The sequence below is a fragment of the Pseudomonas cannabina genome (assembly GCF_900100365.1).
GTDB classification, from domain to species: domain Bacteria; phylum Pseudomonadota; class Gammaproteobacteria; order Pseudomonadales; family Pseudomonadaceae; genus Aquipseudomonas; species Aquipseudomonas cannabina.
On the sequence record NZ_FNKU01000001.1, the window covers coordinates 1,852,978 to 1,876,155 of the forward strand.

The following is a 23,178-nucleotide window of genomic DNA, read 5'->3' on the forward strand; positions in this document are numbered from 1 at the left end:
CGGTATGGCAGCGCACGACCACAGAGCCCCGAGGACCCGTCTGTTTCGCTGCCTAGATTCCGAGCAGACATCGGGGGGAAAGTTCAAAGGTTTTATGCCCGACTGCAACGCGTGTCAGAGCATAGCCCAATCGAAAACAGTCGGGTTGAGCGCGTCAGACCAATCCCGTTTACGTGCAGGAATTGTCGCCTGAGGAGCCTTTGACGTATGGGCGAGCGGCGTTGCCGCACACTGTTTCGCAAGCAGAGGTTTGCCGGGGCATTCGGCACGGAGAAGACGCGTGATTTTGAAACACTGCAATTATGAAATATTGAATTTCAAGGTATGTAGCGATGAAATGAAGCGCTGCGAATCTGCCCGTGATTTGTTTTCTACAGCGGCGGCCGGCACCGCAAATCAATTGAATCATCACAAAACGCGGAAGGTCGAACACAATGCCAACAAGGAGGCTGAAACCATGACCCTTCCCACTCCGCCAGTAGCGCCCGATCCGAATATCGACAATCCTGTCTTGCCCGGGACACCGCCCAGACCCGATAACGAGCCGCCGCAGACGATGCCCCCGGTCATCGACCCGCCTGAGGACACCCCGCCAGTGGGTGATCCGCCAGCCCAAGAGCCACCCGTGGTGGTCTGACTGCGCGCCGGCACGACGCTGAAAATACCCGTGTCGCTACGGATATTTCAGCGTCCTCCCGCCACATCGATAAACGTACCCGTTGCATACGAAGCCTGATCCGACAATAACCAGATAATCGCCTCGGCCACTTCTTCCGGCGTGCCGCCACGGCCCATGGGCAGAGCGCCTTCAAGCTTGCTGACCCGCAGCGGGTCGCCACTCAGGGCATGAAAGTCGGTGAAAATGAAGCCAGGCCTTACGGCATTGACGCGAATGCCCTCCCCGGCCACTTCCTTGGAAAGCCCGATGGTGAAGGTGTCCAGTGCGCCCTTGGACGCTGCATAGTCCACGTACTCACCCGCCGAACCAAGCCGCGCTGCCAGCGAGGATACGTTGACGATGCTGCCGCCATGACCGCCATGTCGCGGCAACATGCGCAGCAGAGCGTGTTTGCTGCACAGCATGGGCCCGACCACGTTGTTCATCATCATCTTGAGCATGCGAAATTCCGACATGTCCTCGACCCTCGAAGCCTGGGCCAGCGTCCCCGCATTGTTGACCGGATGGATAACACGCCCCAGCTCGGTGTCAACCCGGGCGAACAGACGAATGATTTCGTCCTCGTTGCTGACATCGGCCTGCATCGTGATTGCGTGTGCGCCCAGTGCCCTGACCTGCGCGGCGGTCTTTTCCGCCGAGGTGCGATCGGACATGTAGTTGATGCAGATCCGGTAACCGTGCGTCGCCGCCAGACGCGCCGTCGCGGCGCCGATCCCGCGCGAACCGCCGGTGATGATGAGGACTTTTTCCATGATCAGTCTCGTAAATATGTCCGGAAGTCGGCAATCAGTCAGGCCTGACACCCGCAGGGCGGCCAGAGGTGACTGATCGTGCCAGCGTTTGCGATCCAGCGCCATCGAAGCGTTTCAGAAAGCGGACGCTTTGGCCTCCGATTCCTGCACATCAAACGCAATTCTTGACTCCGCAGCGCGGATATCCTCAAGGAATTGCTCTGCCGGCATTGGATGCCCGAGCAGAAACCCCTGCAGGGAATCGCACCCAAGGTGCGTCAGAAAGCGCTGTTGGAGCGTGGTTTCGACGCCCTCGGCGACGATCCGCAAATTCAGTGCCTGCCCCACCGCGACGATTGCCGACACAATGGCCGCATCGTCGGTGTCGTGCTCCAGATCGCGAACGAAACCGCGATCGATCTTGATTTCGTTGGCCGGCAGCCGCTTGAGGTACATCAAGCTAGAATAGCCGGTACCAAAGTCATCGATCGAAAGGTCCATGCCCATCTCCGACAGCCTGTTCAGCACGCCGAGACTGGCGTCTGCGTCATCCATCGCGGTGGTTTCAGTGATTTCCAGCGTCAGGCAGTTGGCCGGCAACTGATGCCGGGCCAGCGTATCAGCGACGGTCGCAACCAGACCGGAATGGCGGAACTGCAAGGCCGACAGGTTGACTGAAATACGCCAGTGCGAGTACCCCTCGGTGTACCACTCGCGCATCTGCCGACAGGCTTCGTCCAGTACCCATTCGCCAATCTGGATGATCAGCCCGGTTTTCTCGGCCATGGCAATGAACAGATCAGGCCCTAGCACCCCGCGTTCCGGGTGATTCCAGCGCAACAAAGCCTCGGCGCCTATCGGCAGCCCGCTCAGCGCGTCGAATTTAGGCTGGTAATAGAGGCAGAAGTGTTTGTGCCTGAGTGCGGTGCGTAAATCCTGCGACAACTGCAATTGATTGCGGGCGTTGCAGTTCATCGACACATCAAAAAAACTGTGGCCGTTCTTGCCGGCCGCTTTGGTGTGGTACATGGCCGCGTCGGCGTTGACCAGCAGTTCGTGCTGGGTTGCACCATGGCCGGGATAAATGCAAATGCCGATGCTCAGCGAAATCTGCAACTGATGTTCGCCAATCAGGAACGGATTGCTGATTTCACTGACCTGCCGTGTTGCCACAGTCAGCGCGTCCTGCTGATCGTCCAGTTCGATGAGCAGCACAAACTCGTCACCACCGACTCTGGCCAGCGTGTCGTGCCGATTGACGTTCTGCCGCAGACGCAAGGCAACCTGACGTAGCAACAGATCGCCGGTGTGATGGCCAAAGGCGTCGTTCACCGGCTTGAAGCCGTCCAGATCCATGAACATCAAGGCAAAACAGCCACCGGTTTCGTCGGCCCTGGCCATGGCTTGCTCGATGCGCTCCGTCAGCAGCACACGATTGGGCAGACCGGTGAGGTTGTCATGCATGGCCAGATGGGTCAGTTCCTGATTGGCCTGGCTCAGGGAAGTGACCAACACTGCCGTGCGGGCTTCGAGATGGGCGTCCAGAATACAGGCGAACAGGGTGAGGCTCAGGACCGTCAGGCTGGCGACCAGCACCACCCTGTCCAGCCCGTTGCTGCTCAGTCCGTTGATCAATGCGCCACAAAAACTGCCCTCGGCAAAGTTGGCCGCGGCCATGCCGGTGTAGTGCATGCCGACCACTGCCATGCCCACCAGCACCGAGGCACCCGCGCGAGCCAGGTACACACGAGGCCGGTGATGGCGCAGGTGGAACGCGATCCACAACCCCGCCGCCGATGCGGCAATGGCAATCAGCAGGGACAGCACGAACAGGAAGGGCGTGTACTCGATGCCGGGCTGCATGCGCATGGCCGCCATGCCGGTGTAATGCATGGCGCTGATACCCAGGCCCAGCAATACCGCGCCCAGCACCAGCTGCACTCTCGAAAGCTGCGGTTGCGCGACCAGCCACAAGGCAAATCCCGACGCTATAACGATCATCGCCAGCGAAAACAGCAGGAGCGGCACGTCATAGCCGAGGTCGATGGGCAAGACGAAGGCGAGCATGCCGATAAAATGCGTTGACCAGGTGCCGACTCCCATCGCAAACGCGCCGCCGACAATCCACACATACACGACCCGCCCTTTAGCCGAGATGATCCGCCCAGCGAGGTCGAACGCGGTATAGGACGCAAGGATCGCAACAAAAACGGAAAGAACGACAAGCGAGGGTATATAACTGCCAATCAACATAAACACACCTGAAGCCCAATGAGTGCGTCCATGCCGTTCTTGTGCGCTGATTGTACGCATTAGCTACCAAATGTCGCGGCACTTGGTCGAAAAAGCTGGCAGTACGCTATTAATTTTGCATGGATTAGCGATAGCTAAAGAAAACTTGCCTTTTGCCGCTTCTGCTGGCTACTCCTTCAACACCAGATCACGCTCCGACTCCCAGCCACCGCCCAGCGCGGCGATCAACTGCACGCTGGCCAGCAAGCGGCTCTGCAGTACATTGAGCACACTGCGCTCGTTACTCAACGCAGTCGCCTGCACGTTGACGACATCCAGATAGCCGATCAGGCCGGCCTTGTACTGATTGTTGGTCAGGCGCAACGAATCACGCGCGAACACCAGAGCCTCCTCACGCACCGCCGCTTCGTCTCCATAGACCTTGAGCTGGATGAGGTAGTTTTCGACCTCCTGAAAGCCGTTGAGCACCGTCTGACGGTATTGCGCGACCGTCTGATCATACAGGGCCTCGGTGCGCTCGACCTCTGCCGAACGGCGACCGCCGTCGAACAGGGTCAGGGCCAGTTGCGGCCCGACCGACCAGAAACGGTTCGGCAGGCTGATCCAGTTGGCGAAGGTACTGCTGTTATAGCCACCGCTCATGCTCAGCGTGAAATCGGGATAGTAGGCTGCCTTGGCAACCCCGATATTGGCGTTGGCGCCCATCACAGAGCGTTCCGCGGCGGCGATATCGGGCCTGCGCTCCAGCAGCTGCGAAGGCAGCCCTGGCGGAATATCCGGCAAATGCGGAATCGTGGCAATGGCTGGCAGGCTGAAGTCTGCCGGTGCCATGCCCATCAACACGGCAATAGCATTCTCGAATTGCGCACGCTGCCAGGCCAGATCGATCAGGTCGGCCTGCGTGCTTTTCAACTGGGTCTGCGCCTGAGCGACCGAATCACGCCCGGAAATACCGGCGCGGTATTGATTCTGGGTCAGGGTCAGAGAACGCTGATAGGCGTCGACGGTGGATTCCAGCAAGCGCTTCTGTTCGTCGATCACCCGCAGTTGCAGGTAATTCTGGACCAGCTCCGATTGCAGGCTCAGGCGCATTGCCGCCAGGTCGGCAAGGCTGGCCTGCGCGTTTGCAGTATCGGCTTCCAGGCCATGGCGCAATTTGCCCCAGACGTCGGCTTCCCAACTGACGCCCAACTGCGCGTTGTGGCTGTTACGGATCCCCGAAGCGCTGGTCCCGGTGCTTGACGTCCCGGTGCCCTGCCCTGAACGGGTCTTGCCAGTCGTCAGGTCCAGCGTCGGCAAGAACGCCGCTCGAGAGCTGCGCACCAGCGCCTGGGCTTGGCGATACTGGGCTTCATACTGAGCCACGGTCTGGTTGGAAGTGTTGAGGCGCTCGACCAGCGCGTTCAGGTCTTTGTCACTGTACACCTGCCACCAGGCGCCCTTGGCCATTGCATCGCCGGGGGTCGCCGCCCGCCAGCCCTGAACCGCCTTGAACTGTTGGGGTGCAGCCATGGTCGGCCGTTGATAATCCGGTCCGACCGCGCAGGCGCTGAGCAAAGCGATACAGACTGCCAGCCCGAGCGGGCGAATCAGCCATTCTGGACGGGATGTGAAAGCCGGGCGTTCGGTCATAGCGGAGTTTCCAGAGCAGCATCGGTGCGCACGCCACGCCATCTACTGAAACGATGGCGCAGACGGTCGAGATAAAGGTAAACCACAGGTGTGGTGTAGAGCGTCAGGATCTGACTGAAGATCAGGCCGCCAATGATGGTCAACCCCAGGGGTTTGCGCATTTCAGCACCTTCGGCGGTACTCAGCAGCAGTGGCAAGGCACCGAGAATCGCCGCCATGGTCGTCATCAGAATCGGCCGCAGACGTTGCAGGCAGGCATTACGGATCGACTCCTCAGGTGCCATGCCCTGATCGCGCTCGAGGTGCAATGCCAGGTCGATCATCATGATGGCGTTCTTTTTCACCACACCAATCAACAGAAACAGCCCCAACAGGGAGATCAGGCTGAACTCGCTGCCCACTACGTAGATCGTCAGCAAGGCACCGACACCCGCCGACGGCAAGGTCGACAGAATGGTCAACGGGTGAATGTAACTTTCATAGAGGATCCCCAGCACCAGATACACCGCCAGCAGCGCCCCGAGAATCATCCACGGTTGGCTCTTCTGGGTTGCGGCGAACGCGCTGGCGGTCCCTGCCGTCTTGGTAATGATGTCCTCTGGCAGCCCTATGGCAGCAATGGCCCGTTCGATGGCGACGTTGGCGTTGTCCAAAGTCGCGCCTTCTGCCAGATCGAAGGAGATGTTTTCAGCGGCGAACTGCCCGTCATGGGAAACCCGATCATTGGCCAGACTGCGCTCGTAGTGAGCGATGCTGGATAGCGGCACACGCTGACCGTCTGCGGTAATGACCTGAACCTGCTCGAGGGTCACCGGGTCCTGTGCGTATTTGGGATTGACCTCCATCACCACTTTGTACTGGTTGAGGCTGTCGTAGATGGTCGATACCTGGCGCTGACTGTAGGCATTGTTGAGTACCGAGGTCACCATGCTCATGTCGATGCCAAGCCGTTTGGCGGTGTCGCGGTTGACCACCAGTGTCACTTGCTGAGCGCCACGCCCTTCCCGGGCGTCGATGGCGGTCAGCTCGGGATCTGACTTGAGCGCTGCAACGATCTTCGGATACCACTGGCGCAGACTGGTCAGGTCAGCACTCTGGACGATGTATTGGTACTGCGAACTGGTCTGCTCACGGCCCCCACCCAATTGCAGGTCCTGATCCGGCGCCAGAAACAATCGTCCGCCTGGAACATGTGGCAACGTCTTGCGCAGACGCTCCACGACTTTTTCCGCTGACAGCTTGCGCTCGGCAATCGGCACCAGGCGGACGATCATGAACGCATTATTGGTGCCGCTGCTGCCGCCGATGAATCCGGCAACGCTTTCCACAGCGGGGTCTGCCAGCACGGCACGGCGAAACTGCTCCATCTTCGGCTGCATCACCGAGAACGACAGGCCGTCGTCGCCCCTGACAAACCCCATCAGTTGCCCGGTGTCCTGCTGCGGCAGGAACGTCTTGGGCACCACCACGTAAAGCGCGATATTGACCACGACGGTGATCAGCAGACTGATCAGCGTCAGACGCGGATGGCGCAGCACCCAGCCCAGCGAACGGTCGTAACCCTCCACCATGCGGTCATTGACCCGCTCGCTCCAGCGCTGAAAGGCATTTTCGCCGCTGGCTTCGCGGGGCTTCAGCCAACGGGCACAGAGCATGGGCGTCAGCGTGAGTGACACGATCAATGAAACGATGATCGCCACCGACAAGGTGATGGAAAACTCACGAAACAGACTTTCCACCAACCCGCCCATGAACAGGATGGAAATGAACACTGCCACCAGCGAGACGTTCATCGACAGCAACGTGAAACCGACCTCTTTGGCGCCCAGAAACGCCGCCTTCATTGGCTCCACGCCGTTATGAATGTGCCGGGAGATGTTTTCCAGCACCACAATGGCATCGTCTACCACCAGGCCGGTCGCAAGGATCAAGGCCATCAGCGACAGATTGTTCAGAGAGAAGCCGAACAGGTGCATGATGGCAAAAGTGCCCACCAGCGATACTGGCACCGCCAACGTAGGGATGAGCGACGCGAGACTGCCGAGAAACAGAAAGACCACCAGAATCACCAGAATCACCGCGATCAGCAAGGTCATTTCGGCTTCGTGCAGGGTCGCCTTGATCACTGGCGAGCGGTCCATGGCGATCTGCAGCTTGACGCTGGCAGGCAGCACGGCCCGCAAGGCAGGCAACTGCGCTTTTATCTGCGCCACCGTTTCGATGATGTTGGCGCCAGCCTGACGGTTGATGACCAGCAGCACCGCCTGATCATAATTGAAGAAGCCGCTGTTGTAGCGGTCTTCCACCGCATCACTGACCTTGGCAACGTCCTTCAGGCGCAGGGTCGCGCCATCCTTGTAGCGAATGATCAACGGCGCATAGTCGGCGGCTTTTTCCAGCTGGTCGTTGGCCTGAACCTGCCAGTTATGCAGGTCATCCTCGACAAGCCCCTTCGGTCTGCGCACGTTGCTGGCAGTAATCGCGGTGCGCACGTCATCCAGCGAGACGCCGTACTGGGAGAGCATCTGCGGTTCGAGCTCGATGCGCACTGCAGGCAGCGAACTGCCTCCGATCTGCACCTCGCCCACCCCCGACACCTGCGACAGGCTCTGGGACAGGATGGTCGAAGCCAGATCGTACAACTGGCCCTTTTCCAGCACGCTCGAGGTCATCGACAGCACCATGATCGGTGCCTGGGACGGGTTGACCTTTTTGTAGGTCGGCATGCTGCGCATCCCGCTGGGCAGCAGGTTGCGTGACGCGTTGATGGCCGCCTGCACTTCGCGCGCCGCGCCATTGATGTCGCGGTCGAGATCGAACTGCAGAATGATGCGAGTCGTGCCCTGGCTCGAATTGCTGGTCATGGTGTTGACCCCGGCGATGCTGCCCAGCGAGCGTTCGAGCGGCGTTGCCACGGTGGAGGCCATGATCTCCGGGCTGGCCCCGGCAAGGCTGGCGGAGACCACGATGACCGGGAAGTCCATGTTCGGCAACGGTGCTACCGGCAACAATCTGAAACTGACCGCGCCCAGCAGCATGATCGCCAGGCTCAGCAGGACCGTGGCAACGGGACGGCGGATGAAGGGCGCGGACAGGTTCATGCGTCTGCCTGTAGCGAACGGTCCGGAGCAGCGGGTTTACGACTCCAGCGCTGACCGAGACGGTCGAAATACAGGTAGATCACTGGCGTGGTAAACAGCGTCAGGACCTGACTGAGCAACAGCCCGCCGACCATCACCAGCCCCAGCGGCTGACGCAATTCGGCACCGGAACCGCTGGCCAGCATGAGCGGGATGGCGCCGAACAGCGCCGCCAGCGTGGTCATCAGAATCGGCCGAAAACGCAGTAACGCTGCCTCGTAGATCGCCGTTTCCGGATCGACGCCACGGTTGCGTTCGGCATCCAGAGCGAAGTCGATCATCATGATCGCGTTCTTCTTGACGATGCCGATCAGCAGAATGATGCCGATGATCGCGATCATTCCCAGGTCGTTGCCGCTGATCAACAGCGCCAGCAAGGCCCCGACCGCCGCCGAAGGCAGTGTCGAGAGAATGGTGATCGGGTGAATGTAACTCTCGTAGAGCACGCCCAGCACGATGTACATGGTCACCACTGCCGCCAGCACCAGCAACAACGTGCTGGACAGCGATGCCTGAAACGCTTCGGCTGCGCCCTGAAACTGGGTCTGCACGCCGATCGGCATGCCGATGTCCTTCTGCACCTGCTCGATGACCTCCACCGCCTTGCCCAAGGCCACGCCGGGCGCAAGGTTGAAGGACATCATCACGGCCGGAAACTGCCCGAGGTGCGCAATCGCCAACTGGGCCTGACGCTGCTCTACCCGGGCCAGACTCGACAGTTTTACCTGCGCGCCGTCGGTGGTCTTGACGTGAATCTGCTCAAGCGCCGCAGGACCAAGCTCACTGGCGGAAGCCGCCTGCAACACCACGCGGTACTGGCTGGCCTGAGTGTAGATGGTCGATATCTGCCGCTGGCCGAAGGCGTCATACAGCGCGTCGGTGATATTCGCCACCGTTACGCCGACCCGGCTGGCCGCATCGCGGTCGATATTCAGGAAAACCTGCAAGCCCTTGTCCTGCAGGTCACTGGCGACGTCGGTCAGCTCGGGGCGCTTGCTCAGCGCATCGACCAGCGTCTGGTTCCACTTGCTCAGCAGTTCGGCATCGGGGGATGACATGCTGAATTGGTACTGGGTGCGACTGACCCGGTCTTCGATGGTCAGGTCCTGCACCGGCTGCATGAACAGGCGGATGTCCGACAGCTTGTCGACTTGCGGCTGCAGACGCTGGATGACTTCGCTGGCGGTCAGATCACGCTCGCCGTGGGTTTTCAGGTTGATCAGCAGGCGTCCACTGTTGAGAGTTGCGTTGTCGCCGTCGACACCGATATACGAAGACAGGCTGACCACCGCCGGGTCCTTGAGAATAATGTCGGCCAACGCCTGCTGACGTTGACTCATGGCCGCGAACGAGACCGACTGCGGCGCTTCGGAAATGCCCTGGATAACGCCGGTGTCCTGTACCGGGAAAAACCCCTTGGGCACCACGATATACAACAGTACGGTCAGGGCCAGGGTGGCGATGGCAACCAGCAGCGTCACTGGCTGATGCTTGAGCACCCAGCGCAACCTGCCCGCATAGACATCGATCAGCCAGTCGATCCAGGCGCCGCTGGCTTTGTAGAAGCGGCTCTGGTCCTCTTCCTTCGGCTCGCGCTTGAGCAGGCGCGCGCACATCATCGGGGTCAGCGTCAGCGAGACCACCAGCGAGATCAGGATGGCCACCGCCAGGGTAATGGCAAACTCGCGAAACAGACGTCCGACCACATCTGCCATGAACAGCAGCGGAATGAGGACTGCAATCAGCGAAAGGGTCAAAGAAATCAGGGTAAACCCGATTTGCCTGGCGCCCTTTAGCGCGGCCTGCATGGGCGTTTCACCCTCCTCGATATGCCGGGAGATGTTTTCCAGCATGACGATGGCGTCGTCGACCACAAAGCCGGTGGCGATGGTCATCGCCATCAGCGTCAGGTTGTTGATCGAGAAACCGGCGAGGTACATGACGCCGAACGTGCCGACCAGCGACAACGGCACGGCAACGGAAGGAATGATGGTCGCGCTGAAACGACGCAGAAACAGGAACGTCACCAGCACCACCAACACGATGGCGATCAGCAGTTCGTGCTGAACATCGGTCACCGAGGCGCGGATGGTCTGGGTACGATCGGTCAATACCACAACGTCCAGACCTGCCGGGAGGTTGTTGGTGATGCTGGGTAGCAGGGCCTTGATCCGGTCGACGACCTCGATCACGTTGGCCCCCGGCTGGCGCTGAATGTTCAGCAGGACTGCCTGACTGCGGTTGGCCCAGGCGGCGAGCCGTTCGTTCTCCGCACCACCGACAATTTCCGCCACGTCCTTCAGACGCAGCGGTGCGCCGTCCTTGTAGGCCAGAATCAGGTCGGCATACTCCTCGGGAGACTTGAGCTGATCGTTGGCATCGAGCATCGATACCCGGGTCGGGCCGTCAAAGTTGCCTTTGGGCTGGTTGACGTTGGACGCACTGATGAGCGTGCGCACATCGGACAGATTGAGACTATTGGCAGCCAGCGCCTCGGGATTGACCTTGATCCGGACTGCCTGACGCTGCCCGCCGGCAATGCTGACCATGCCGACGCCGCTGATCTGCGAAATTTTCTGCGCCATGCGCGTATCGACCAGATCATTCAGGGTGGGCAACAGCATGGTTTTCGAAGTTATTGCCAAGGTCAGCACCGGCGTGTCGGCCGGATTCACCTTGTTGTAGACCGGAGGCGCCGGAAGATCGGTTGGCAGCAGGTTGGTGGCTGCGTTGATCGCTGCCTGCACTTGCTGCTCGGCCACGTCCATATTGATGTCGAGGCTGAAACGCAGGGTGATGACCGACGCGCCCCCCGAACTGGTGGACGCCATCTGGGTCAGCCCGGGCATCTGTCCGAACTGACGCTCCAGCGGCGCAGTCACCGAACTGGTCATTACCTGCGGGCTGGCACCGGGGTACAGCGTCATCACGCGAATGGTCGGATAGTCCATCTGCGGCAAGGCCGAAACCGGCAGCAAGGTGTAGGCGATGAGACCGGCCAGGACGATGGCCAGCATGCTCAGCGTGGTGGCTACCGGACGCAGGATGAACAGGCGTGACATGTTCATACGTTTGGTTTTTCCACCTTGCCAAGCGCTGCCGACTTGTCAGTGCCGCTGTCCGGCTTGCCGTGCAACTTCTGGCCCGGGCCTGCCGGTACGTCCTTGCTGTCGTTGACCACTTCCACTTCGGCGCCATCGCGCAGGCGATCGGTGCCCTCGAGCACCACCCGCTCGCCGACGGCAAGCCCTTCGGTGATCACCGTCGAGGTTTCGTCACTCGGACCGGTTTTCAACAGTTTGAGTTTGACCTTCTTGTCGCCGTCGAGCACATAGACGAATGTGCCGTCGGTGCCAAACTGCACGGCGGCGATCGGCACCAGAATCGCCTGTTTCAGCGTATCTGCGCGCAGTCGCACATTGACGAACTGGTTGGGGAACAGGATTTCGTTATCGTTATCGAAACGGGCTTTGAATTTCAGCGTGCCGGTTGCAACGTCGATCTGGTTGTCGAGGCTGGCGAGTACGCCGACAGCCTGCATTTTCGTGTCGCCGCGGTCCCATGCTTCGACGGGCAGCTTTTCGCCGGTGCGATAACGGGCGATGACCTTGGACAGGTCTTTTTCGGGCAGCGTGAAATTGACTGAGATGGGCCGAGTCTGGGTGATCACTGCCAGCGCAGTGGTGTCATTGGCGGCGACCAGATTGCCCACATCCAGTTGTTTGAGGCCCACACGACCGGCAATCGGAGAGCGGATGCGGGCGAAGTCCAGGTTCAGCTTCGCTTCCGCTACCGCGGCCTGATTGGTCTTGATCGTGCCCTGGTACTGATTCACCAGCGACTCGGCCGTGTCCAGCGTCTGCCTGGCGATGCTGTCTTCGGCAAATAGCCCACGGTAACGCTGCACATCGAGCTGAGCATTCTTGAGCAACGCCTGGTTGGTGGCCAGCGTACCTTCGGCCTGCTGCAAGGCGACCTGATAACTGCGCGGATCGATTTCTGCCAACAGGTCACCGGCCTTGACCGTCTGACCTTCCTGGAAATAGATCTTGACCAGCTCCCCCGCCACCCGACTGCGTACGTTGATGGTGTTCATCGCCGTCACGGTACCAAGCGCCTTGTAATAGATCGGAAAGTCGCCTTCGGTCGCAGGTGCCACGCGCACCGGCACCGCCGAAGCACCGAACCCGGGTCGGGCCACGCCACCGACGCCGGCTTTTTTGCTCTCGCCCCCCTTGCCGGACGTGGCTGCGGGCCAGAGCCACCAGCACAGGGCAACAATGACCATCAGGACCAACAAACTGATCAACCAGCGACGGGATTTACGAGGGCCAGACGATTGCATGAATAAATCAACCATTACGGTGGGGGGATCTTCGGAAGGCAGAACAATAGGCACAGATACGTGACAAGCACAGCGCCTTTACCAAGTGCTTACTTAATAAACGTACAAAGCACGAACAGAATAACGGCCTGAAGGGTTTCAGGCCGTCAACAGGTTGCAGAATGTTACTTCAATACAGCCAATGCAGCGTCGTAGTTCGGTTCTTCAGCGATTTCCTTGACCAGTTCGCTGTGCAGAACATTGTCGTTTTCGTCCAGCACGACCACTGCACGGGCGGTCAGGCCTTTCAACGGGCCGTCGGCAATGGCAACGCCATAGTTCTGGCTGAAATCGGCACTGCGGAACGAGGACAGGTTCTGTACGTTTTCCAGGCCTTCAGAGCCGCAGAAGCGCGCCTGGGCAAACGGCAGATCGGCGGAGATGCACAGCACGACTGCATTGCTCAGCTCGTTGGCCTGAGCGTTGAACTTGCGCACCGACGTGGCGCAGGTCGGGGTATCGACACTCGGGAAGATGTTCAGCACTTTACGCTTGCCGGCGAAGTCAGCCAGGGTCACGTCGGCGAGATTGGCAGCGGTCAGGGTGAAATCATGTGCTTTGTTACCAGTTGCAGGCAGCTCGCCATTGACTTGAACAGGGCCGCCTTTGAGGGTTACTTGAGCCATGAAACATATTCCTTTTTTAAAATGGGTAAAGAGCCGGAAGTTAAACACGAAAGTGCCGTTCGGCCTATATCGGAAAAGTCCGAATTTTCTCAGGAAACCAGTCTGTCCCGGATATCCGGGTGTTCACACAATTCAACCAGCCAATCAACGAAGACCCTCACCCGTCGCGACAATTGCCGATGCGGCGGATAAAGTGCGGTCAACGGCAAGGCGGGTGGGCGATATTCCCGCAACACCTCGACCAGTGCACCGCTGCGCAGTTGTGTCGCAATGTGATAACGAGGCACCTGCACGAGGCCAAACCCCGCCTCGCAGGCCGCTACATAACCGTCTGCGCTGTTGACTGAGACCGAGCAGGTCATGCCGTGATCACCGCCACAGCCATCGGTCATGAACTCCAGGCCATAACGTTTACTGGTGCTGGCCGAGAAATATTCGATCACCTGGTGCTGCGCGAGATCCTGCAGGTCCAAGGGCGTGCCATATCGGTCCAGATAGTCGCGACTGGCGCAGGTGATCTGGGTCAGACTGCCCAACGGCCGCGCAACCAGTGTGTCATCCAAGGCAGCGCCTGCGCGCAGCACACAATCAACGCCTTCGCGAATAAGGTCGACCGGCCTGTCGCTCATGCCGATTTCCAGACTGATTTGCGGGTAGCGCCGGGTGAATTCGGGCAGGGCCGGGATTACCACCATCCGGCCGAGGCTCACCGGCAAATCAATCCGCAGCAAGCCCTTGGGTTCGGCACCCTTGGCCGAAAATGCTGCTTCGGCGTCGTCCAGATCGGCGAGCAGGCTGACACAGCGCTGATAGTAGGCCTTGCCGTCCGGCGTGGTGCTGACCTGGCGCGTAGTGCGCTGCAGCAATTGCACGCCCAGATGCGCCTCAAGTTGCTTGATCAAAATTGTCACTGACGCACGCGGCAGGTGCAGGCTGTCAGCAGCTTTTGCGAAGCCGCCCAGCTCGACGATACGGGTGAATACGCGCATGGCGTTGAATCGATCCATGATTGCCGGAAGCCTGAGGACAAGGTGTGTAAAGGATCACACTGTTTTAACAGGGTAAACCGGTTGCGCAAAGGTTCAGGCATCACCAGGCGCCTGCCCCTCTTCAGAAGTCCCTTTTATAGAAAATATCCAGCGAACTGGCAACACCACTCGCCGCTTCGAGGTAAACCCGTTTACTGAGCAGGTAACGCAAGGCAATGGTGTTGGCCGGTTCGAAAACACCCACGCCATAGCGCAGGCTGAGCTTCTCGGTAATCTTGCCACTGGCCACGACGTTGGTCTTGTCGCCAGTGCCCGAGGTATCCAGCTCGAAATCCTTGATGCCCAGATTATCGGCAAGTTTGCCGGTGGTCGAGGAGCTGCCCGCCACGCCAAGTGCCAGCGCTGCCTGAGCGACCATGTTGTTGTCTTCGCCCGAGGTGCTCAACGGCCTGCCCATGACCAGATAGGACAAGGCCTGCTCCTAGCTCATGGCCGGTTCGGAGAACACCTCGGTGGTAGGCTGTTCGGCACTGCCGCTCAGACGAATGCCGGCAATCACATCATCGGTTTGCCGGATGGCTTCGATGTCCAGATACGGCTGATCGACAGGCCCGGCGAACAGCAGCCTTGCCTTGCGGATGGTCAAGCGCTGCCCATAGGCGCGGTAACGTCCGTCGTTAAGGTTCAGTTCGCCGCGAGTGTCCAGGTCATCGCCAATGTGGACACGTCCGGCCAGATTGGCGGTGAGTCCGAAGCCGCTGAAGCTGAGCTTGTCCTGCCCGACGATGACATCGATATCCATCCCCACCGCCAGCGGTGGTGCACCTTTCTCGGTCTGCTGACCGACGATCACCGTGTCACCCGACAGCTTGACCGTAGACGGCGGTAACTCGCGCACGGTAATCGTCCCCTTGGGCACCAGCACCTTGCCGGAAATCGCCAGCCGGTCGCCCTGCATGGATATTTTCAGATCAGGAGCGGCTTCCACCGCAGCATAGGGTTCGACATTGATCGGCAGTTGCGAACCCTTGAGGCTGACGTCCACCGTCAGGTTCTGCCCCCAGGCCACCTGACCGCCCAGGGTGCCGTGACCGGTACTGCCACTTTTCCAGCCACCGTTGATCTGCACGCTTTCGCCAGCGATCAGCGCCTGGACCTTGAGGTCATGCAACTCCATCGGCAATTCGGGCCCCACGACTTCACCGCCCTCCAGATTGACGCTGCCATTGACCAGAGGCGCCAGCAAACTGCCCGACAGACGCCCGTTACCGTTCAGGCGCCCGTTGAGTTTCTGCACCGTCGGCGCGAAGGGCCGTGCGACCGAGATATCCAGCCCGGAAAGGTTGAAGTCGCCTGATAGCGTCTTGTCTTTGGCTAAAGGATCGATTTGCGCATTCAGCAGCAATCGTCCCAGTTTGCCGCCCTCGAACTCCAGACGCGAGTCGATACGCTTGGGGGTCAGGGTGCTGCTGAGTTTCAGCGTCTGATACGGGAAGTCCAGCCATTGCTCGTTATTGGGCACCCGCAGGGTACCGCCGCCAGCGTCGACAGAAATCTGACCACTGGGACCGGCATCTGGAATGTCGAGCTGAACGTCGGCATTCAATGCGCCCTTCCAGGCAAAATCCTTGGGCATCCATTGCGCCAGGCTGTCGAGCGGAAAATTTTTCAGTTGATAACGCAGACGAGGTTCCGGCATCAGACGCTGATCGCCGCCACACAGGCTGGCAGACCCTGAAAGCCAGCAGTGCGCGCCGAAATTGAGCCTGCCGTCCGCCAGGCGCTCGATTTTTGCCGGCTGTTGCAAACGCCAGTTCTGACCGCCGCTCTGCACGCTGCCACTGGCCAGACGACCGCGCCAGTTGCCTTGATCGAGCCCGCCCTCCAGCGCCATTGCCAGCTTGAGCAGCGGGCCCTGCAAATCGAGCTTCATCTGCTGGGCTTTCAGCGTGCCCTGCCCGTCGACCAGCAAGGTGCCCAAGGCCGTGTCGCCCGCTTGAATGCCTGCGCCTTTGAGACTGATGGTTGCGCGCTGCGCCGGGTCAAGTCTGGCGTCGAGCGTCAGGCTTTGCAGGCGATTGTCCTGCAAGGCGAGCTGACTGCCCTGCAACGCCAGTTTGCCCTCTGGCGCGTGTAGCGTTCCCGCCAGGTCGAGCCGCCCTTTGACCTGCCCCTGCAAGCGCGTCCACAGTTGGGCCAGACGCGATAGATCAAGGTCAAACTGCCCCTTGAGACGCTGTTGCAGACTGCCTGCGCCCTGAATGCGGTTGTCGCCGAGGCGGATATTCAAGCTGCTGACATTCCACTGCTGGTCCCGGCCATCAGCCTTGGCTTGCAGCAAGGCGGGCTGGCCTCGCAGACGACCTTTCAAGTCCAGATCGGCGGTCAGTTCAAGCTGCTCGTTGCGGAACTGTCCCTGGCTGCGTAACGGACCGGCCAGCTTGCCGGGCAGCTCGGCGACCCAGAACGAAGGGTCAAGTGCGGTCAGGTCAAGTGCCGTGTCCCAACCAATGCCGTCAGCAAACTTCAGGTTCAGATGACCACCGGCCTTGCCCTGTCCTGCGACCAGTTCTAGTTGTGGCAGGTGAATTTCCTGCAGATTGCCGCTGAACGGGCTGACCAGCGTGAACGCACCGGCCGGTCCTTTCAGGCTGGCGTTGAAATTGCCCAGATAATTGCCATCAGTGTAAGAAATTTCGCCTTTGAAGCTGTGAAGTGACACTTGCGGCTCGGAGGGCAGCGGATAAAGCCGCTGCCAGGGGAAATCCAGCCAGTCGATGCTGGCATCTGCGGAAAACCCGCTTTGCCAATTCAGCGTGCCATTGATCGCCAGGCGCTGCTGGTCACTGGCGCTGAGATCCAGCGCGGCGATGGTGGCTCCCTTGGCATCTGCACGGCCTTGCAATGCCAGCGCAATCGGGCCTTTCTCCGCGGGCAGGTTCGCCGTGCCGTTGATCGCATAGCCCGTGTCGAGGTTACCCTCGGCCGTCAGCAGCAATTGGTCAAGCTGCAGCGTATCGGGCAGTGCGGAGCTGGGTTTGAAGTGCTCCGAGGTCAGTTTCAGCCGGGCGGGAAGGTGTTCGGTCAAGGGTTGCAGCTCGCCACTCAGGACGCCCGGCAAATAGCCGCTGCTGTCAGCCTTGAGTTGCAGGGTCTTGAGCACCTCGCCTTGAATATCCAGCGCCAGCGTCCAGGGCTGGCCATCCTGCGGCGGCAGTTGCAGTTGCCCTTTGACGCTCAACGGCCAGTCACCTTCGGGCTTGAGCAGACCGTTGAGATCGAGAATCAGCGCGTCGCGTTGCAGATGCGCGCTGTCGATCTGCAGGCCGTCGGCGGTCCAGTGGGCCACCAGCTTCAGATCACGTAACTGCTCGACGCCGTCCAGTTGCAGGCTACCCAGCTGTACATCGCCCAGTTGCAGCGACAACGGCAGATTGAGGGTCGGCAGATTGACAGGGCTGTCAGTAGCGGGCTCGGCATTCGGCGGGAAGTGCAACAGGACGTGTCCGGCATGCAGGCGATCAATGCACAGTGTCATTTTCAGCAGGCAGGCGACCATTCAAAATCGGCAGACTGAACCTCGACGCGGTCTTCGCCCTGCTGCCATAGCAATCGATCTGCGCGCCACTGCCCGCCCAGCCGGCCCTGAAAATTTTCCAGTTGCAGCCCGGGCACACGCGCCAGCGCCCAGCGGCTGCCGGATGAGGTGCCGAGCAGCAACCCGGCGCTGACAACGATCAGCACGAGCAGCGCGATCAGACTCAAACCAAGAACTTTCGCGCCGCGCTTCATGTTCACCCTGTTCAAAGTTCCGGTCCCATCGAAAAATGCAGGCGGATTCCACCGTCATCGTCCAGCCCGTGCGCCAGGTCGAGACGCAGCGGCCCTACCGGCGAAACCCAGCGCACACCGAAGCCGACCCCGGTTTTCAGATCGGGTCTGTCGAGGTTATTGAGCGAGTTGCCCTGATCGACAAAGGTCGCCAGCCGCCACTTCTCGGCAATCGAATACTGGTACTCGACACTGCCCGCGAACATGTATCGACCACCAATGCGATCACCGTCAGAGTTGGTCGGTGAGAGATTCTGGTAGTCGTAGCCGCGCACGCTCTGATCACCACCGGCAAAGAAGCGCAGCGAAGGCGGTATCGAGGTCTAACCGTCAGTGAGGTTGCCGCCCAATTGCACGCGGCCGAGGAGGCGATGGTTCTGGGCGACTGTCGTCAGGCCTTTGAGCAACACATTGGCATGCACCAGGTTGGCGTCCGACAACATGCCCTCCTTGGCCACCTGCGTCTCGAATTGCAGTCGATAGCCCTGGCTCGGGTCGATCCGATTGTCACTGCGCAAGTACGAGTAACTGATGCCGGGCATCAACAGCGTGCTGAGGCCCGAATCGTCACCCAGTCGATATTCTTCGCGTTGCCACTTCAGGGAAATGACCCGCTCCCAGCCGCTGGGCAGCTTGCTGTGCCATTCCGGCCCGGCAGTCAGCAGCTTGCTGAGGCTATCGGTGCCAGCGATCTCTTCGTACTGATAACCGCCGGCGTAGCGCATTTTGTCGGTCAACGGCGGATCGAGCGGCACGTCGTACCATAGGCCGACGTTCTGCCGTGGCGCGGAAATTTCCGACTCGAAGCCGTAGCTATGGCCCTGCGGGTTGGCCCAATGCCGGGTCCAGTTGGCTTTGCCGCGTGGCCCAACATCTGTGGAATAGCCCAGACCCAGGCCCAAGGTGCGCGGTTTGCGGGTCTCGAGCTGAACGGTGACCGGAATGACATCATTCACCGCCGCCGTTGGTACTGCGTCGACGCGGACGCCTTCGAAGTAGCCGCTGGCCTGCATGTCCTGAGTCAGTTCGGCAATCAATTGCGAGTCGTAAGGTGTGTTCTCCTTGAAGGGCACCATGCGCTTGAGCAGGTCTTCGTCGAAGGGCGTGTTACCGCTGAATTTCACTTGGCCAAGCGTGTAACGCGGGCCGCTGTCATAGACCAGCTCGATGTCGGCGACGCCCGCGCGCGGGTCGATGGCAAGCCTCTGGCGGGTGAAGTGACCGCTGAAGAAGCCAAAGCGCGATGCCTGATTCTGAATCAGGCGCTTGGCGTCTTCGTAATTGCCGTGGTTCAACACTGCACCGGTTTTCAGCGCGTCGCTTTTCGGCACTTTGAATGCAGCAAGGGACGCGGCGGGGCCATCGACCCGAATGACCACGTTACGCAGGTGAATCGGCTCGCCCGGCTTGATTTTGATGACCAGCCGCGGCTCGGGGCCGTCCTGGATTTCGCTGTCGATCTGCGCCTGATAATAGCCAAGCGCCTGGGCAGCCTTCTCTGCCTGTTGCTCGGCACCCAGGCTGAAATTGCGCAGGGCTTTGACGTCGCGCTCCCCCAGATCGCCCACATAGCCTTCCACGTTGGCCTTGAGTTGCGGATTGCCGGGCTCGACCCTGACGTCCAGGCGCGCCTCGGCCAGCGCCGTTGCACTCATGGACATCAGGACCAGGCTGCTGAAGAGTCTGAACATTTTCATGGCCGTGGATGCTATCACGATCGACAGGCCGCACTAGAAGCCCACGAATTGGCGGATATTCAAGCCACTGCGTCAGGAACCGGCAGTGAAACCTGAGGGTTCGGATGAAAGAACACATGTTCTCGGACCGGCCCTACAGCGATCTCGCCTATTTCCTCGTAGCCCTGTCGCTTGTAGAACTCGAAATAACGAGGGTTTCCGGTGTCGACGACGATACCCTGCGAGTTTTCGTCTACCGCGCACCAGTCGTGCAAGGCCGCCAACAATTGCTCGCTCAAGTCCTGACCGAGCTTCTGGCCCTGATATTCCGGATCTAGCCCGATCAGCGGCAGAACATGCGCGGTCTCGGTCGGCACACAGGCCAGTACCGCGTTGTAATACGCCAGATAGCGCTGAGTGCAGCCGAGGCCGGTGTCCATGACCATGCGCAAGCGCCAGGCCCAGCTTTCGGTAACGCCCAGACGACGCTGCGGCGGCGCGACCAAGGCTACGCCGACCAGGCGATCCTCGAGAAACAGACCCAGCGCAGGCTGGTTTTGCAGAAAATGCTGTTTGACCAGATGGCGAATGGTCGCCAGCACGCGTTGCTCGTACCCTTCGCGCTCGGCGTTGAACAGGTAGGCGAACGTCGGGTCATGCCGGTAAGCCCTGAACAACAAGGCGCGGGTTTCACGGGAATAACCGCTGTCGAGTTGGCGGATTTCGCCCGTGATGGCAACAGGTAGGGACATAAAGGGCCTCGTGTTAACGGAACTGCGTCTGGCGCAGCGGTTTTGGCAGCAGGCTTTCGAGTGATGGCAATTGAGAACAGTTCAAACGAATTGTCCGCCCCGCCGCTGCCATCATGCCCGACGACGCTGGTTCTCGATCGGCAGGTCAGCTAGCATCGCAGTTTGTTTTGCTCAGGACCGCTGTTTTATGAAAATCGTCTCGTTCAACATCAACGGGCTGCGCGCTCGACCGCATCAATTGGCGGCACTGATCGAAAAGCATCAGCCTGACGTGATAGGTCTTCAGGAAACCAAGGTGTCGGACGAGCAATTCCCCCATGCGGGCATTGAGGCGCTGGGTTATCACGTCCATTTTCATGGCCAGAAAGGCCATTACGGGGTCGCTCTGCTGTCGCGCAATGCACCACTGGAATTGCACAAAGGCTTCGAGGGCGATAATGAGGACTCCCAGAAGCGTTTCATTTGGGGCGCCTACGCAGACAGCAACGGTCAGCCAATCATCATCATGAACGGCTATTTTCCGCAGGGCGAAAGCCGCGATCATCCGACCAAATTTCCGGCCAAGCAGCGTTTTTATGAAGATCTCCAGCAACTGCTGGAGAGTCGCTTCAGCAACGAGCAGCCGCTGATCGTGATGGGGGATGTGAACATTTCACCGCAAGACTGCGACATCGGTATCGGCGCCGACAATGCCAAGCGCTGGCTGAAGACGGGCAAGTGCAGCTTCCTCCCGGAAGAACGCGAATGGATGGAGCGCCTGAAAAACTGGGGCCTGGTGGACAGTTTCCGTTACCTGCACCCTGAGGTCAGCGACCGCTTCAGCTGGTTCGACTACCGCAGCCGCGGCTTTGAAGACGAGCCCAAGCGTGGCCTGCGTATCGATCTGGTCATGACCTCGACCGGCTTGCAGCCGCGCATCAAAGCAGCGGGCGTCGACTACGATTTGCGCGGCATGGAAAAACCGTCGGATCATGCGCCTATCTGGCTCGAACTGACCTGATCCGGCATTCGCTTTCCGATCTGCCTGCCTGAACAGGCAGATCGACGTCTGACAGTGCATTAATCGCTTAACTGTCATATTCCAGCAACCTCCTTGTCTTAATCTCCCGTCACCCTTCCGTGATCCATGGTGACGCCGATGCTGCGCGCTCTGCTAACGGCGCTGATCCTGTCGAGCGCCACCCTGCCCTTCGCTGCATTGGCGGCGCTGCCCGTACCCACAGGCGACGCACCCACCTTGCGTATTCAAGGCTCCAACACCATCAATGCCGAACTCGGACCGGCTCTGGTCGAAGGCCTGCTGCGCCTACAAGGCCTGCAATCGGTGCAAACCTTGCCAGGTGCTGCGCTCAACGAACAACGAGTGACCGGCGTGGCCGCAACAGGTCAAACGGTCAGCATCGAGGTCGCCGCGCATGGCTCAGGCACAGGGTTCACGGCACTTAAGGCCGGTAAAGCAGACATCGCAGCCTCCTCGCGGCCCATCAAGGACCAGGAAGCCAAAGAGCTGGCCGGCCTTGGCGATCTCAAGAGCGCTGCCGGTGAACAAATCATCGCCATCGATGGCGTCGCGGTGATCGTGCACCCCGGCAACCCGTTGCGGCAGCTGGACACTCAGCAACTGGCACGCATTTTCAGCGGCGAAGTCAGGGACTGGAGCGAAGTGGGCGGCAATCCTGGTGCGATTCATCTGTATGTACGCGATGAAAAGTCCGGCACCTACGAAACCTTCAAGGAACTGGTACTGGCCAAATATGGCAAGAACCTGTCCAGCGCTGCGGTACGCTTCGAGTCCAGCGAGCAGCTCTCCGATGAGGTCAGCAAAGACCCCAATGGCGTAGGCTTTACCGGCCTGCCGTCAATCAGGCGCGCCAGAGCGGTAGCGATTGCCGACGGTGAATCGCGGCCCATGCTGCCGACCACCAGCCTGGTCGCTACCGAGGATTACCCGCTGTCGCGGCGGCTCTATCTGTACGTTCCGCCCGCTGCGCATCAACGCTGGGCGCAGGCACTGGTGCGCTTTGCGCAAAGCCCCGAAGGTCAGGCCATCGTCGCTCAGGAAGGGTTTGTCGCGCAAACCGTGCAGGCGCTCAAGGTTCAGCCGACGGCACAGATGCCGGCCGATTATCAGGCACTGACCCGCAAGGCCGAGCGACTCTCGGTCAACTTTCGCTTCGCCCAGGGCAGCGCCCGGCTCGACAACAAGGCCCAGCAGGACCTCAAGCGCGTCGTTGATTACCTGAAAGCCAATGACCGGCTCGACCAACATGTGACGCTGGTCGGCTTCGGTGACGCCAAGAGCGACCCGGCGCGTGCCGCCCTGCTTTCCCGGCTGCGGGCCATGGCCGTGCGCCGCGAACTGTTGAAGAGCGGCGTGACCTTCCGTGACATCCTCGGGCTGGGCGACGAGATGCCGGTGGCGACCAATGATATTGACGACGGCCGGATCAAGAATCGCCGCGTCGAAGTCTGGGTGCAGTAGTTC

12 protein-coding genes and 2 pseudogenes are annotated in these 23,178 nt (G+C 60.0%); 3 read left to right on the forward strand and 11 right to left on the reverse strand.

The window, feature by feature from the left end; translation table 11 throughout:
* The first annotated feature begins 280 nt into the window (after positions 1 to 280).
* Positions 281 to 637 carry a hypothetical protein gene (locus BLT55_RS34740; protein ID WP_375233510.1) on the forward strand — a complete coding sequence of 119 codons (357 nt, stop codon included), beginning with the start codon at positions 281 to 283 and terminating at the stop codon, positions 635 to 637.
* A 47-nt stretch (positions 638 to 684) separates the two neighbouring features.
* On the opposite strand, the gene BLT55_RS08670 is transcribed toward BLT55_RS34740, so the two are convergent.
* From BLT55_RS08670 to BLT55_RS08720, 11 genes and pseudogenes are all read right to left on the reverse strand, one after another.
* Positions 685 to 1,431 (reverse strand): SDR family oxidoreductase, encoded by a 747-nt coding sequence (locus BLT55_RS08670; protein WP_055000536.1) that lies wholly within the window; start codon positions 1,429 to 1,431, stop codon positions 685 to 687.
* A gap of 114 nt (positions 1,432 to 1,545) precedes the next feature.
* Complete coding sequence (locus BLT55_RS08675) at positions 1,546 to 3,663, reverse strand: putative bifunctional diguanylate cyclase/phosphodiesterase (RefSeq protein ID WP_074800304.1); 2,118 nt, start codon at positions 3,661 to 3,663, stop codon at positions 1,546 to 1,548.
* Between the two features lie 168 nt (positions 3,664 to 3,831).
* Positions 3,832 to 5,295, reverse strand: coding sequence for an efflux transporter outer membrane subunit (locus tag BLT55_RS08680; RefSeq protein WP_055000529.1), 1,464 nt, complete (start codon positions 5,293 to 5,295; stop codon positions 3,832 to 3,834).
* Complete coding sequence (locus BLT55_RS08685) at positions 5,292 to 8,396, reverse strand: efflux RND transporter permease subunit (RefSeq protein ID WP_055000528.1); 3,105 nt, start codon at positions 8,394 to 8,396, stop codon at positions 5,292 to 5,294. The genes BLT55_RS08680 and BLT55_RS08685 overlap by 4 nt, the downstream gene beginning before the upstream one ends.
* On the reverse strand, positions 8,393 to 11,503 hold the full coding sequence (locus BLT55_RS08690) for an MdtB/MuxB family multidrug efflux RND transporter permease subunit (RefSeq protein WP_055000527.1): 3,111 nt from the start codon (positions 11,501 to 11,503) through the stop codon (positions 8,393 to 8,395). Before BLT55_RS08690 ends, BLT55_RS08685 begins: the two co-directional genes overlap by 4 nt.
* A complete protein-coding gene (locus BLT55_RS08695; protein WP_055000526.1) occupies positions 11,500 to 12,795 on the reverse strand; it encodes an MdtA/MuxA family multidrug efflux RND transporter periplasmic adaptor subunit in 1,296 nt (431 codons plus the stop codon). Before BLT55_RS08695 ends, BLT55_RS08690 begins: the two co-directional genes overlap by 4 nt.
* A 149-nt stretch (positions 12,796 to 12,944) precedes the next feature.
* Positions 12,945 to 13,445, reverse strand: a complete 501-nt coding sequence (tpx, locus tag BLT55_RS08700; RefSeq protein ID WP_007251850.1) for a thiol peroxidase — start codon at positions 13,443 to 13,445, stop codon at positions 12,945 to 12,947.
* An 89-nt stretch (positions 13,446 to 13,534) separates the two neighbouring features.
* Positions 13,535 to 14,452 carry a LysR family transcriptional regulator gene (locus BLT55_RS08705; protein ID WP_055000525.1) on the reverse strand — a complete coding sequence of 306 codons (918 nt, stop codon included), beginning with the start codon at positions 14,450 to 14,452 and terminating at the stop codon, positions 13,535 to 13,537.
* 103 nt (positions 14,453 to 14,555) lie between these two features.
* A pseudogene (locus BLT55_RS08710) lies at positions 14,556 to 18,232 on the reverse strand (translocation/assembly module TamB domain-containing protein).
* Between the two features lie 5 nt (positions 18,233 to 18,237).
* A pseudogene (locus tag BLT55_RS08715) lies at positions 18,238 to 19,962 on the reverse strand (autotransporter assembly complex protein TamA).
* Positions 19,963 to 20,021: 59 nt separating this feature from the next.
* The gene (locus BLT55_RS08720) at positions 20,022 to 20,693 is read right to left on the reverse strand and encodes a GNAT family N-acetyltransferase (RefSeq protein ID WP_007251846.1); all 672 of its coding nucleotides are present in this window, start codon (positions 20,691 to 20,693) and stop codon (positions 20,022 to 20,024) included.
* Positions 20,694 to 20,880: 187 nt separating this feature from the next.
* Between BLT55_RS08720 and xthA the strand changes: the two genes are divergently transcribed.
* Entirely contained in the window at positions 20,881 to 21,693 is an 813-nt protein-coding gene (gene xthA / locus BLT55_RS08725; protein ID WP_055000524.1) for an exodeoxyribonuclease III, read from the forward strand.
* 138 nt (positions 21,694 to 21,831) lie between these two features.
* On the forward strand, positions 21,832 to 23,175 hold the full coding sequence (locus tag BLT55_RS08730; RefSeq protein WP_055000535.1) for a substrate-binding domain-containing protein: 1,344 nt from the start codon (positions 21,832 to 21,834) through the stop codon (positions 23,173 to 23,175).
* The last annotated feature ends 3 nt before the right edge of the window (positions 23,176 to 23,178 follow it).